This window comes from Pseudomonas sp. IzPS59, assembly GCF_014863505.1.
In the GTDB taxonomy this organism is placed as follows: Bacteria; Pseudomonadota; Gammaproteobacteria; order Pseudomonadales; family Pseudomonadaceae; genus Aquipseudomonas; species Aquipseudomonas kribbensis.
The window spans coordinates 4,493,871-4,507,693 of the sequence record NZ_CP062251.1 but is presented as its reverse complement, the minus strand read 5'-3'; the positions used below and the strand labels follow the sequence as shown (position 1 = coordinate 4,507,693).

General features: G+C 51.7%; 11 protein-coding genes. 7 read left to right on the top strand and 4 right to left on the bottom strand.

Features of this window, described 5'->3' with window-relative positions; translation table 11 throughout:
- Positions 1-45 precede the first annotated feature (45 nt).
- The 7 genes from IF189_RS20155 (at position 46) to IF189_RS20125 (ending at position 10,076) form a co-directional block, all read left to right on the top strand.
- Positions 46-969: a glycosyltransferase gene (locus IF189_RS20155; RefSeq protein ID WP_134827700.1), complete on the top strand. Its 924-nt coding sequence runs from the start codon at positions 46-48 to the stop codon at positions 967-969.
- Entirely contained in the window at positions 966-1,928 is a 963-nt protein-coding gene (locus IF189_RS20150) for a UDP-glucose 4-epimerase family protein (RefSeq protein WP_192552158.1), read from the top strand. Before IF189_RS20155 ends, IF189_RS20150 begins: the two co-directional genes overlap by 4 nt.
- On the top strand, positions 1,925-2,947 hold the full coding sequence (locus tag IF189_RS20145; protein ID WP_134827698.1) for an MraY family glycosyltransferase: 1,023 nt from the start codon (positions 1,925-1,927) through the stop codon (positions 2,945-2,947). Before IF189_RS20150 ends, IF189_RS20145 begins: the two co-directional genes overlap by 4 nt.
- Positions 2,948-3,231: 284 nt before the next feature.
- Entirely contained in the window at positions 3,232-4,329 is a 1,098-nt protein-coding gene (locus tag IF189_RS20140; RefSeq protein WP_134827697.1) for an acyltransferase family protein, read from the top strand.
- A gap of 75 nt (positions 4,330-4,404) precedes the next feature.
- Entirely contained in the window at positions 4,405-5,223 is an 819-nt protein-coding gene (locus IF189_RS20135; protein ID WP_134827696.1) for an ABC transporter permease, read from the top strand.
- Positions 5,213-6,565 carry an ABC transporter ATP-binding protein gene (locus IF189_RS20130; RefSeq protein ID WP_134827695.1) on the top strand — a complete coding sequence of 451 codons (1,353 nt, stop codon included), beginning with the start codon at positions 5,213-5,215 and terminating at the stop codon, positions 6,563-6,565. Before IF189_RS20135 ends, IF189_RS20130 begins: the two co-directional genes overlap by 11 nt.
- The gene (locus IF189_RS20125; protein ID WP_192552157.1) at positions 6,558-10,076 is read left to right on the top strand and encodes a glycosyltransferase; all 3,519 of its coding nucleotides are present in this window, start codon (positions 6,558-6,560) and stop codon (positions 10,074-10,076) included. The genes IF189_RS20130 and IF189_RS20125 overlap by 8 nt, the downstream gene beginning before the upstream one ends.
- Positions 10,077-10,280: 204 nt before the next feature.
- Here IF189_RS20125 and IF189_RS20120 read toward each other — a convergent pair whose 3' ends face one another.
- Genes IF189_RS20120 through IF189_RS20105 form a run of 4 tightly spaced genes read right to left on the bottom strand, consistent with a single transcriptional unit; the run spans position 10,281 to position 13,671 of the window.
- On the bottom strand, positions 10,281-10,676 hold the full coding sequence (locus tag IF189_RS20120; RefSeq protein WP_225739916.1) for a GtrA family protein: 396 nt from the start codon (positions 10,674-10,676) through the stop codon (positions 10,281-10,283).
- A gap of 1 nt (position 10,677) precedes the next feature.
- The gene (locus IF189_RS20115) at positions 10,678-11,628 is read right to left on the bottom strand and encodes a WxcM-like domain-containing protein (RefSeq protein ID WP_192552156.1); all 951 of its coding nucleotides are present in this window, start codon (positions 11,626-11,628) and stop codon (positions 10,678-10,680) included.
- Positions 11,625-12,560 carry a glycosyltransferase family 2 protein gene (locus IF189_RS20110; protein WP_134827691.1) on the bottom strand — a complete coding sequence of 312 codons (936 nt, stop codon included), beginning with the start codon at positions 12,558-12,560 and terminating at the stop codon, positions 11,625-11,627. The genes IF189_RS20115 and IF189_RS20110 overlap by 4 nt, the downstream gene beginning before the upstream one ends.
- 1 nt (position 12,561) lies before the next feature.
- Positions 12,562-13,671, bottom strand: coding sequence for a DegT/DnrJ/EryC1/StrS family aminotransferase (locus tag IF189_RS20105; protein ID WP_134827690.1), 1,110 nt, complete (start codon positions 13,669-13,671; stop codon positions 12,562-12,564).
- Positions 13,672-13,823 lie beyond the last annotated feature (152 nt).

Genomic DNA, 13,823 nt, shown 5'->3' with positions numbered 1-13,823 from the left:
GTTATCTGTTGCCATTAGCGTAACCATCATGCAAACAGGAAAGGCATGCCAGTCAGATCTCCCAGGGTTGCAGTTTTGCTGGCTGCCTACAATGGAATGCAGTGGATCGAAGAGCAACTTGATTCGATTCTTAACCAGTCGGGCGTCGACGTAGCTGTTTATATCAGCGTCGATCGCTCTACTGATGGTACGCAGGCCTGGTGTGCGGCTTACGCGGTCGATCATCCCTGTGTCACGCTGCTTCCTGAGGCAGGGAAGTTCGGGGGAGCATCACGCAATTTCTTTCGATTGATGCGTGATGTGGATTTCGAGCCTTATGATTTCGTAGCGTTTGCTGACCAGGACGATGTCTGGCACGTTGAAAAACTGCAGCGAGCAATCACTGCGATTCAATCTCGTCAGGTTGAAGCGTACTCAAGCAACGTTACGGCTTTTTGGCCGGACGGTAAAACTTCCCTTCTGGACAAGGCACAACCCCAGGTCGCATGGGACTTCCTGTTCGAGGCAGCCGGGCCGGGTTGCACTTATGTATTCAATAAGCAATTTTCTCAAACCCTGAAAAAATCGATGCTCAATCATTGGCAGGAATTGCAGAAGGTCAGCCTGCACGATTGGTACTTCTATGCGTATGCCCGGAGCCATGGTTTTCGTTGGCATATCGATCCGCAACCCACCATGGAATACCGCCAACATGAAAACAATCAGGTTGGCGCCAACACAGGGTTGAGCTCGTTGGTTTCACGCTACAAAACCATTCATGACGGCTGGTGGTTCGCACAGGTGCGCATGATCACCTTGTTGGTCGGGCAGGGCGATGACCCGTTTGTGAAAAGCTGGCTACAGCTGCGACGCCGGCAATTGATGAAGTTGTCATTCAGTGCGTGGAAGTGTCGGCGTCGTGTCCGGGATAAAATCTTTTTCTTTTGCATCTGCTGGGCAACTGCCTTGTTGGGGAACAAGCATTCATGAGCGCTCTTCGAGTACTGGTGACGGGCGCCAATGGATTTGTCGGGGAAGCCGTGGTTTTCAGTTTATTGCTGAACAAGCGCTTTTCTCCGATTGCGGCAACGCGGAGTTCAACCCGGCTGAGCGGATTATGTCCGACTGTGTCTTTCGATCTTGCCGACTCGGCAAACTTGCCTTCGCTTGTTGCTGTCGACGTTGTAATTCATGCCGCGGCCCGCGTGCACGTCATGAAAGAAACTGCAGCAGACGCATTGGCGGAATTTCGAAAGATCAACGTTGAAGGCACTCTCAGGTTGGCACAGCACGCTGCCGACTCGGGTGTAAAGCGCTTCATCTTCATAAGCTCAATCAAGGTCAATGGCGAAAGTACTGCTGAGGGCAAACCGTTCAAGGCAGATGACACGCCGGCGCCGTCCGATGCTTATGGTGTATCCAAATACGAAGCTGAAGAACGATTGAAGCGGCTCAGTCGGGAAACCGGTATGGAAGTTGTCATCATTCGTCCACCGCTGGTCTACGGGCCGGGCGTCAAAGCCAACTTTCTCAGCATGATGCGTTGGCTGGACAGGGGCGTACCGCTGCCATTGGGTGCGATCTCCAATCAACGAAGCCTTGTTGCCATTGGCAATCTGGTCGATTTGATCATTACTTGTATCAGCCATTCGAAAGCAGCAGGCGAAATTTTTCTGGTCAGCGATGGCGAGGACTTGTCTACAACGGGGCTCTTGCAGCGCCTGGGCCGTGCGCTCGGTAAAAAGCCACGATTGTTAAAGTTTCCGCAGTTGTTGCTGGTGACCGTGGCCTCGGTATTGGGTAGACGTGCGCTCGCTCAACGAATTTGCGGGTCGCTGCAAGTTGATACTCAAAAGACTCGCGAACTATTGGACTGGAGGCCGCCCGTTAACGTCGATGAAGCGATGCTCAAGACTGCGTGCCACTATTTTAAAGAGCAATCGAAATGATTTTTTGCTGGCAGCTGCTCGCGGTATTCCTGGCTTCCTGGATGTTGACATTGATTTTGCGTCGATATGCATTGGCAAAAAGCCTGATGGATGTGCCGAATGAGCGCAGTTCTCACACTGTCCCAACACCTCGCGGAGGAGGGGTGGCAATTGTTGTCACCTTCCTCGCCGCTTTACCGTTCATGACTCTGTCGGGCCTGATGAGTCCGGCGTTGATGTATGCACTGTCAGGTGCCGGCATTTTGGTTGCGGTATTGGGTTTCGCCGATGATCACGGACATATCGCAGCGCGGTGGAGGCTGCTGGGGCATTTCGCTGCGGCCGCATGGGCGCTGTTCTGGCTTGGAGGTATGGCTCCCGTAGCGTTTTTTGGGGCAGCGATTGATCTCGGTATCGCGGGTACGGTACTGGCGTTGATTTATCTGGTCTGGATGCTCAATCTTTACAATTTCATGGATGGTATCGATGGAATTGCCAGCGTCGAAGCCATCTGCGCCTGCGTCGGCGTCTGTCTGGTATATGGTTTGACGGGGCACCTCGATTTCACGTGGGTTGCGCTCGCGCTGGCCGCCGCGGTCGGTGGGTTTTTATGCTGGAATTTTCCACCTGCCCGAATTTTCATGGGGGATGCGGGAAGCGGATTCCTGGGGTTCGTGCTGGGGGTGCTCAGTCTGCATGCCGCTTGGTCGGCGCCCGAGTTGCTTTGGAGCTGGGTGATTCTACTGGGCGTATTCATCGTTGATGCGACGTGGACGCTGTGCCGACGTCTGATTAACGGTGACAAGGTCTATCAGGCTCACCGTAGTCACGCCTATCAATACGCATCCCGGCAATACCAAAGCCATAAGGCTGTGGTGTTCGCCGTTATCGGCATCAACGTTGTATGGCTGCTTCCTCTGTCGATAGCAGTGGGAATGGGCCTCGTCCCCGCATTGGCCGGCGTGGCAATCGCCTACTGTCCTCTGGTTGTGCTGGCCTGTCTGTACCGTGCGGGCAAACGGGAAGAGGTATCGCAATAGCCGCCTCCTTCATGACGTCGTGTCGCTTTTACTGGCTAAATTCCGATGATCCAGGCAGCCAATGATCAGCGCCCTTGTCGTATGGTCCACGAGCCAGGAGAGAGCGGGAGGGCGGTGAGCGGGTTCGGCAATGAAAGGTTGCAGATGATGATATGATTCGCAGCCGTCAGCGGGGGAGCGGGGCGCCAGCGCTTGAGCTTGAAAGGCGTCCGGCAGGTTTCATTCATAGTTTGTATACGCATGCTCTTCGATACATGCGAAGTTGATTGGCTCGGGAGCAGGAAATGCTGCATAAAGACAACAATTTAAATTTGTTACGGCTTATCGCCGCGCTGATGGTTCTTTATGCGCACTCTTTCATGTTCTACGGAAAGCCGGCCGTCGGCTTTCTGGGGCTTAGTTCCTATGGCGGCCTTGGGATCGATATATTTTTTGTAATCAGCGGTTACTTGATTACGAAAAGCTGGGGTTCCAATCCGGTGCCTCGCGATTTTCTGATGAAGCGGGCTTTAAGAATATTTCCAGCCCTGATCGTTGTCGTATTGGTCAGCATGCTTTTGCTTGGGCCGATTTTCTCGACGCTCAGTTTGAAAGAATACTTTTTGCACCCGTACTTTACCGGTTATCTGAAGAACATCATTCTGAAACCGGTATTTTCATTACCAGGTGTATTTGAACAGTCAAAGGTCCCGGGCGCAGTGAATGGCTCATTGTGGAGCCTGCCTGTCGAGTTCTTCATGTATCTGGTGGTCATGGGGCTGGGCATGCTGTTCAAGGGGGGGCGCCTGGTGTATGCCGCGGTCACGGCGTTGTTCGCGGCGGTAGTGGTGTTCTGGTGCTGGCAGGATGCACCCATGGTGGTGATCTACGGAACCGATATCCGGCAAGTATTCCTGACCGGTGTCTATTTCATGATCGGTGCCTGTTTTGCAAAATTTCGCCTGGAGCGCTGGCTTAGCCTGTCAGGTGTTTTTGTAATGCTGATGGGGACCATTTTGCTTGCGCCTTATCCCGAATTCACCAATGTCCTGCCATGGATTACCGTGCCCTACATCGTGTTGGCATATGGATTGTCCAGTAGTTGGCTGGGCAGTTTTGTCAATAAAGTGGGTGACTGCTCCTACGGAGTCTACATCTATGCTTTCCCGGTACAGCAGGCTGTCTTGCTTAAATATCCGGATATCTCTTTCGGTACTTATCTTTCGGTCACGATTTTGATTTCGTTGGCCCTGGGATATTGCTCCTGGCATCTGATTGAAAAAAGAGCGTTGAAATTCAAACCGAAAGAGCTGGCACCTTCGACCGATCAAGCGCTCGTGGCTCGACCGGGCGCACAGTCTGTCGATGCTGAAAGCCAGGGTGCTGCGGGCTCAAGAAATTGATACATCAGAAAGGTCATCACGTAGGGAAGATGTTATGAGTCGTTCAGGAATTTTTATTTGTAAGGTGTTTGCTTGATGCAAAATTTTTCAGCAAGTCCCAGGGAAATGATCGCAAGCCTCTGGCGGCATAGAAACCTGATCAAGTCGTTTGTACAGCGGGATGTTCTCGGTCGCTATCGTGGCTCGTTCATGGGGATTCTTTGGTCCTTTCTGAACCCATTGTTTATGCTGGTTGTGTATACATTTGTGTTCAGCGTTATTTTCAAGGCCCGCTGGGGAACCGGCAGTGACTCCAAAACCGAGTTCGCCCTGATTCTCTTCGCCGGACTGATGGTTTTCAGCCTGTTTGCCGAATGCGTGAACCGTGCTCCCGGATTAATCCTCGGCAACCCGAACTATGTGAAAAAGGTCGTTTTTCCTCTGGAAATTCTTCCATGGGTCAATTTGGGCTCTGCACTTTTTCATGGTGCTATCAGCCTTGCTGTCTGGATGCTGGCTTATGTCATCTTTTTTGGCATCCCGCACGCGACGGCACTGTTCTTGCCTCTGATCCTGCTCCCCTTGATTTTCTTCATCATGGGGTTGAGCTGGGCTTTGGCATCGTTGGGCGTTTACCTGCGTGATGCCGCGCAGTTCGTCGGTATTGTCACCAGTACGCTGATGTTCCTTTCGCCAATCTTCTATCCGGTCACTGCATTGCCTGAGCGTTATCGCGGATTGCTTTATCTGAATCCGATGACGCCCGTGATCGAGCAGACTCGGGACGCTCTTTACTGGGGCAAGGCTCCGGACTTCGCCATGCTTGGGCTTTATTTGATCGTCACTGTATTCGTTGCATGGTTAGGCTTTGCCTGGTTCCAGAAGACGCGTAAGGGGTTTGCTGATGTCCTCTGAAATTTCTATAAAAGTCGAAAATTTGAGTAAGTGCTATCAAATTTATGAACAGCCTCGTGATCGTCTCAAGCAGTTTGTGATGCCCCCTTTGCAGCGCGCCATGGGGCAAGCTGCGAAACAGTACTTCCGGGAGTTCTGGGCACTTAAAGATGTTTCGTTCGAAGTGCGAAAGGGTGAGACCGTCGGGATTATCGGCCGTAATGGCAGCGGCAAATCGACCCTTCTGCAAATGATCTGTGGCACGCTCCAACCGACCAGTGGCAGTGTGACGACTTCCGGGCGCATCGCGGCGTTGCTGGAACTCGGCTCCGGTTTCAACCCAGAGTTCAGTGGCCGCGAAAACGTCTATATGAACGCCGGCATTCTTGGTCTGAGTAAAAGTGAGATTGACGCACGATATGACGCGATTCTGGAGTTTGCAGAGATCGGCGAATTCATCGAACAGCCCGTCAAGACCTACTCAAGCGGCATGTATGTGCGCCTGGCATTCGCAGTCATCGCCAACGTTGATGCCGATATCTTGGTCATCGATGAAGCACTGGCCGTCGGAGACATATTCTTCACGCAAAAATGCATGCGTTTTCTCGCGGAATTCAAAAAACGCGGAACAATCCTGTTCGTAACTCACGACACAAATAGTGTCATGAGTCTCTGTGAGCGTGCAGTCTGGCTGCAGGCTGGAGATCGCAAAGCCTACAGCGACTCCAAGACTGTTTGTCAGTCCTATCTCGCGGAATATTACGCTTCGTCCGGTTCGACCCAGGCGGTTGCGGAAACCAAGGTCCATGCAGTCCGTGCTGTCGAGGATTACCGGGATGTTCGTCAGGATTTTATCAATGCATCGGTGATCAGAAACGACCTGGAAGTTTTCAGGTTCTCCGACACCGGGGAAAAATTCGGCCTGAGCAAGGCCCATGTTGTTGACGTCTATCTTGGCAGTGAATCCGGTGCACCGATCTCATGGTTTGTTGGCGGAGAACTGGTTGCACTTGTGGTTAAAATTCACGCGGAAATTGAGTTGGATCAACCGATTGTGGGTTTCCTGGTCAAGGATAAAAATGGTCAGCATCTGTTCGGTGACAACACCTACCTTACCTATGTCGATGACGCTGTAAGCGTCAGCAGTGGCAGTGACTTTGCGGCCACGTTCAAATTCAGAATGCCGATGATGCCCGCTGGCGATTACACAATCGGTGTGGCGATCGCAAACGGTACTCAGGACAATCACGTTATTCATAGTTGGGTTCACGACGCAATCGCCTTCAAGTCCCACAGCACTAGTGTGTCTACAGGATTGGTCGGGATTCCCATGATTGATATCGAGTTGCAGAAAAATGGATAAAAAGTACAATTTTTCGTATGAGCCTGTCAGCGTTTATGCCTGTGCAGTTGATCTTGTACGGAAATGCTCCAGTGCGGGCGCCATACATATCGACTTGGGGTGTGGCTACGCGGCGATTGCTCGTCAGATCGAAAATGGAGGTGTCAGATACATAGGTTTTGATGCCAACCAGGAAAGCGTAAGTACCCTGCAAAGCCATGGTGTTGAAGCCTATGAGTTAGACCTGAGAGATCACGATGCGGTCGTCGCTCAGCTGGCATCGCTCTGCGAAAAGTATTCGACGGTTACAATTTCCATTCTGGATGTTATTGAACATCTCGATTATGACTGTGCACTGCTGAGTCGTATCAAAGAAGCATTTTCTTCCGAACAGAAAGTGTCGCTGGTAATCTCCGTTCCAAACTCTTCCCATATCGATGTCGCTATCAAACTGTTGGCAGGTGACTACGACTATCTGGATACGGGGTTGTTGGATAAGACGCACACAGTTGTGTACACAGAGAAAAACTTGTCTGAGGTCACTCGAAAGAATGGCTGGAGAGAAGTGGCTGCTCGTGACTATCATCTCGAATTCAGTGAGCAATTCTCAAAACAGCCTTCAGTTCTCTTGAACAGAGATGTCGGGATCGGTCGCGACCTGAGAAAGTTAAAGGCCATTCTTGATCCGGCCAGTGACGTATATCAATTTGTGCGCGCTTATGTGCCAGACGATAGCCTTGCCGTCGAAACTCAGGATGGCGTCAGCTCAATGAGCGTTTCCGTTTCGCTGGTTTTTCCGCAAAGCGTCGTTGAATCTGAGGTCTCGGCGCTGTATGTCGCCCTTTCAGGGCTGGCAAGAAGTGCGGCAATCGAATGGGTGTTGCCTGAAAAGTTTGTCGGGAAATTTGATGGCGCTTTGACCGTTTCCTTTTACAAAGAAAACGGGCTGGAAAGTTTCGTTGCGACCTCGTTGAAAACCCGTTACTGGTCCTTTGTCAAAAATCCGCAAGAAGTATGTGTCAGTGCACTGAACGCGTTGATCGAAAACTTCGATGATGCCCGTGGGACCCCTCTCCTGGAATTGGTAGAGGTGCGGGAAGTGACAGATGCCAGTCAGTTCCAGATGTTTGCCTCGTTGAGCACCAATGCCTCATGGCACCTCATGATTCCGGTTGACTATGCTGGTCGGTTTCAGGATTTTGAATTCGCGTACGGCGATGAGGGATGGCAGGGTTTTGCAAGGCGGGCCGCCCTTGCCTGCGGAATTAGCCGCGTAGCCGTTGAATTCTCTAAGGTTCAGCCAGTCTCGCCGCTACCGATGGAGCGAGCAGCTGCGTTCTCCCTTGTCCTCTCTGACCCGGTGGCAAGCGCCTATATCTTCCGTTCCGACGTGTGGGCAGGTGAGTTCCATGCGGAGTTGCAGCAGCTCTCGGCGCGAAACAGCGTGGTTCAGTTTGATAATCAAACGCTCGAACGAGCCAATGCCGACCTGCAACTGCAGCTGAGTGATCTCGATCAACAGTTTCAGGAGATTGTCACCAGCAAGTCCTGGACGTTGACCCGACCGCTGCGCGGTTTTCGGCGTAAGGTTTCAAGAGCGAAAGATCTCGCCCGCGCATTTGTGCGCAGACCCAGACTGACGCTGAGAGGTGTGGCGCGTGCCATTTATCTGAGAATTCCGGGTCTGAAGTTCGTCTGGTCTTTTTATCTCTACAGAAAAATGAGACTCGCGCAGATTATTCAGGATAAGACATTCTCGGCTGATAATCTTCTGGCCTTGAATGCGCTGTCCAATAATCGCTTTGTTGAAAATGGCCGGGCTGACGTATTCAAAAAGGTCGAGGATTTTCCGGAGATTGATATCTCGGTCGTTGCTTATAATAGTGCCCGGTGGGTTGCCAACTTTGTAGCCTCGCTCGAAGCGCAAAACTATCCGCTTTCAAAGATCCACCTGAGAGTGGTTGATAACGGCTCTTCCGATAATACGGTTGCGTTGTTCGAAGAATATTTGAGCAAAGAGGCAGGCAGATTTGCCAGCGCGGAAGTGATTCGGCAGCAAAACCTCGGTTTTGGTGCAGGCCATGATCGCGCCATTCGAAAAGGCACTGCGGATTATTGCCTGATCGTCAATCTCGATCTTGAGTTTCTTCCTGATTCCATCGTCAAGGCTGTTACTGCGGCGGTTAATGATCAGGGTACGTCGGCGGCAAGTTGGGAATTTCGTCAAATCCCGTATGAGCATCCAAAGTATTACGACCCGGTTACGCTTGAAACGAACTGGTCGTCCCATGCCTGTATTTTGCTCAAGCGTGAAGCCTATTTGCGCAGCGGTGGTTATGATCATGCGATTTTCATGTATGGCGAAGATGTAGAGCTTTCTTATCGGTTACGTTCCTTTGGTTACTCGTTGAAGTATCTTCCTGGTGCGACCGTGCTTCACCATACCTATGAAGAGGCAGGAGAGGTCAAACCGCTGCAGTTTGCCGGCAGTGTGCTGGGTAATACATACATTCGACTGCGCTACGGTTCTCTTTCCGATCGCGTCATTGCCTTCGTTCTGTACGCCGCCCTGTTTATATACCCGTCGCAATTTCCTGGTTCGAAGAAAATGCTGCGGCAGAATGTGCCCAAGCTTCTAAGGAACATTCCCCATTTCTTGAAGGGTAAAGGGCCTGCTTCCGTGAAATTCCCGTTCCGGGGATATGACTATGAGCTGATAAGAGAGGGGGCGTTCTGGTCAGCCGAAGCTGTTTCTGAGGCAGCGGCAATCCCCAAAGTAACGGTCATCACGCGAACCTATAGAGGTCGTGGCATGTTCTTGAAGCAAGCCATGCAGAGTGTGTTCAATCAAACGTATCCGAACATCGAGCTGTTGGTCGCGGAAGACGGTGGAGATACTCAACGCGCCCTCGTGGAATCGCTGGCTGAAGTTGCTCCTGCACACGTTTCCGTGCGATTCCTGGCAAATGAAAAGATAGGCCGCTCGGGTGTCGGTAACGCTGCAATGGCAAATGCCAGCGGTGCTTATTTCATGTTCCTGGATGACGATGACCTATTGTTCTCCGACCATGTTGAAACGTTGATGCAATGTCTCAATGCCGATACTTCAATCGATGCCGCCTACAGTCTGGCGTTCGAGGTAACGACGCACGTCAATGAAGACAAAACGTCTTACGTGGAAGAGTTGTTCCATACCCCGGCTGTCTTTCATCAGGAGTGGGATTATGAAGTGATGCGGCGCCATAACTTCATCCCGATTCAATCCATTCTGTTCAAGAAAGAGCTGTACTCGCGCTGGGGCGGTTTTGATCTTGAACTGGATCAGCTGGAAGACTGGAGTCTGTGGTTGTGCTACGGCTTTGAAGGAAACTTCCGTTACGTAGCAAAAACGACGTCATTGTTCCGTACACCTGCTGATCAAAACGTACGTGCCGAGCGTCATGCATTGCTGCATGGCGCCTACGATATCGCTGTTGCCAGCGCTAAAGGGCGGATTGAAGCTGTTGTGGGTAAGCCGCTGCAGCCTGTCTGATATCCACGGAGAATCGCGCTTGACTCACTGTTGAGCGCGTGTCGGGAGAGTTTTCTGCGGGATGAAGCATCGGCAGCATTGATTGCGATAGGGCTGCTGGAGCCCGCACCGTCGATCTGAAGACGTAAAAAAGGAGCATGCCCTTATGGGCTGCTCCTTTTTTGTTGGTGAGGATGAGCGATCAGTTTTGCGCGTGATCGGGCCTCAGGATTCAGATCGTTTCGGTTTTGTAAAAACAAGCTTGCTTAAAGTGTAGGTAAGGGGCAGTGACAGGACGATCGCAGCCAGTGGTGCCAGAAACTCCGGCAGCGATAGAATCCGAACCCAAAACCAGACTACCAATAAGCCGAACAGGTACTGCGCGACGTAGATCAGCGGGAAAAAAACCACCGACTTTATGCCTTGGTGTTCTTTGAAGACGACGTATCGACTTAGAAGAAACGCCAACAAGATCCCGCATAGGTAGCTGATCGAGTAACTGGTTGTGTAGGCAAAAAAGTTTAACAGGATCAGATAAAGCCCGTAGGTGACGGCGGTGTTGAAACCGCCGGTCAGCAGAAAACGGAAAAACTTTATCTCGCTCAGTTTTTTCAGGTTCACTTCAAGCTTGCCCGGTGCGATTTTTTTCCAGCAGGAACTGGTCGTAATCGCGGATATAGTCGTCGGCGTCATAATGCTCGGAGGCGAATACCAGCAATACTGCGTCAGCCGAGTATTTGTACTGGATGCCCCAGGTCATTGCAGGCAGAAACAAACCGAGAGTATGTGAGTCAAGAACGAATTCTTGTCTGTTCGTGCCGTTGTCAGCGACAACGTGAACGGTCCCTTTGACGGCGATCAGAAACTGATGGCATTCGCGATGGGCGTGTTCGCCGCGAGTTTCAGCTGTCGGGACGTTGGAAACGAGGAAGTAACGCTTCACCGAGAAGGGAATGTCCCGTTCGAACTCGCCTACACTGAGGCTGCCCCGAATATCAACGGCTTCAAGCATGCGATGCAGCGTTACGCCGCAAGGATAAACCTCGGATTTGCCAACGTTGCTCGGGCTTTCCACGGTCGTCGTGCTGGTTGCTTTCGCGTCAACATAACCAATGATCTTCGCGGGGTTTCCGACAACGATCGCGTTGGGCGGAACTGATTTGGTAACGACCGAGCCCGCGCCAACCATTGCTGCCGAGCCGATTGTTATGCCTGGCAAAATAGTGGAGTTTGCACCGAGCGAGGCACCTTTCCTGATGATAGTCCTGGCAAATTCGGTCGGGTAAACCTTGCTGCGAGGGAAAATGTCATTGGTGAACGTAACGTTCGGCCCGACAAACACATCATCCTCGATGGTAATTCCGTCCCACACCTGCACGCCGCATTTAAGCGTCACTTGGTCCCCGATTTCGACATCGTTCTCAACAAAAACGTGATCGCAAATGTTGCAGTCTTTACCGATTCTTGCATTGGGAAGTACATGTGCAAATGCCCAGATTCGCGAACCTGCGCCGATATTCCGGGACTCGCAGATAGCCTGCTCGTGAACAAAAAAATTACGTGAATCGGTCATTTGTTGACTCCAAACTCAAGGACTTTCATCGGAATCGCCAATGGGCGTCCTTTTGTATTTTCATAGGTTCGCCATGCATACGAACCTACAACGCCGAGGCCTAATAAATTGAGGCTGCCAAGAAGCGTGATCATGAACAGCGTCATCGCGTAGCCCGGAACTTCAATAAGTCCCGCCAGTTTCGAGAAAATGACACTGATGCCATATAGCGACGAAAAAATCGAACCCGCGGCGCCGACCCTGATCAACAAGCGGATTGGCAGATCAGTGAAGGAAAACACGCTGTCCATCAGGTAGTTGATTTTCTTCCTGAGTGTCCATGCCGATTTTCCATGCTCCCTGGCCACGCGAGAGTAGAGGACGACTTCTCGACGGAATCCCAGCCAGAAAATTTGTGCAATCAGCGAGCTATGCCGTTCTTCCAGTTTCAGGAGGTTGTCACGAAATGCCAGGTTGCAGCCAAACATGTCTACACCGCCAGCTGGCATTTCCGGAATGACATAGCGCTTATACAAGCCCCAGAACGTCTTCGAAGCAAGCTTGGAGAGAAATGGGTCCTCCCGGCTTTCACGAACACCCACCACGACATCGACAGGTTCATTGTTCAGAACCTTATTCATTGTCAGTACGAGGCTCGGTGGCTCCTGCAGATCTGCAGCCATTACCGCAAATGTGCGACCTTTCGCATGCTGAAGCCCGGTACGAATCGCCATGAACGACCCGAAGTTCTTCGACAAAAGGACCAGCTGCGAAGAGAACTGGCGCATTGGCAGGCTCTCTCGCAGCAGTTCAAATGACTTGTCAGGGCTGCCGTCTACAACAAATACTACTTCCAGTTCACCCTGTAGTTGAACATTAAGATCATCTATGGCCTGTAGCAACGAAGGGATCGATTCTTCGTTGCGGTAAACTGGAATTACAAGCGATAACACCCTAAACCCCCTGTTTGAAGAAGTTGCAGACAACTTCGATAACACGGTTTACCTGTTCAGTCGTCAAACCCGGGAAGCACGGGAGTGAAACGAGTTTTGAACTTGCGGTTTCAGTAACCGGAAGATCAAAAGTGTCATTCAACTTGTAGGCTGTTTGCCAGTGATCGGGAACAGGGTAATGAATGTCGGTGCTGACGCCTTGCTCTTTCAAGTACTGGGTAAAGGCATCTCTGTTTTCAACACGCAACACGAACAGGTGTGCGACAAAGTCACGACCCAGGCTGGCAGGCAGTTTTACCGGCAGCGCTGCAAAAGCTTCGCAATATTTCTTTGCGATGTCCCGACGTTCCGCGTTCCATTGGTCGAGCAGAGGTAGCTTTACGCGCAATATTGCAGCCTGCATTTCATCCAGGCGGCTGTTGCGTCCCAACGGTACGGTGACATGATATTTGGTCGCCCAGCCATATTGCCGCAGCTTCAGCAAGCGTTCGGCAATCTCTGGCGATGAGGTAACGATCGCGCCGCCATCACCCAGGGCTCCGAGGTTTTTGGTCGGGTAGAAGCTGAAGCAGGCCAAGTCTCCGAAGGAACCACATTGGCCTTGTTCCGAGCGAGCACCATGCGACTGGGCGCAATCTTCCAGTACCGCAGCGCCAGATTCCCGGGCGATCGATGCGAGTGTCTGGATTTCCGCCAGTTGCCCATAAAGATGGGTGACGATGACAACCTTCGCCGGTTGTGCCAATGCTCGCTTCAGCGACTCGGGGCACATGGTAAGGGAACGGTCGTCGACGTCGACGTAAACAGGTTCGGCGCCAACCGCTCTGATTGCGGTGCTGCTATAGAAGCCTGCGTTAGCGACGGTAACGACGCGATCGCCAGGACCCACTCCCATGCCGAGCAACGCGATTTCCAGTGCCTCGGAACCATTGGCAACCGAAATGCAGTGCTCTACGCCAACGTAATCGGCGAATTCGCGCTCGAACGCTTTAACCTCCTCACCCATGATGTACCAGTGACGGTTGACAACACGCATGAGTGGTTCGGAAAAGTCGATGCCCGCGTTGGCGGCGACGGCTGAGAAGAGAGGAATTTGTTGTTTGGCGTCCATGGTTTATCCAGAATTTTTGGCTGCGCGCATGATAAAGGGCAAAGGTTTATTACACAATTGGCTATGGCCCCGGCGGGTTCCCTGCCCGATAAGCAGGGATCGAAAAAAAGTGAATTTCCAGCTGTTTTGCGCCTCTGGGTGCCTGCTTTTTT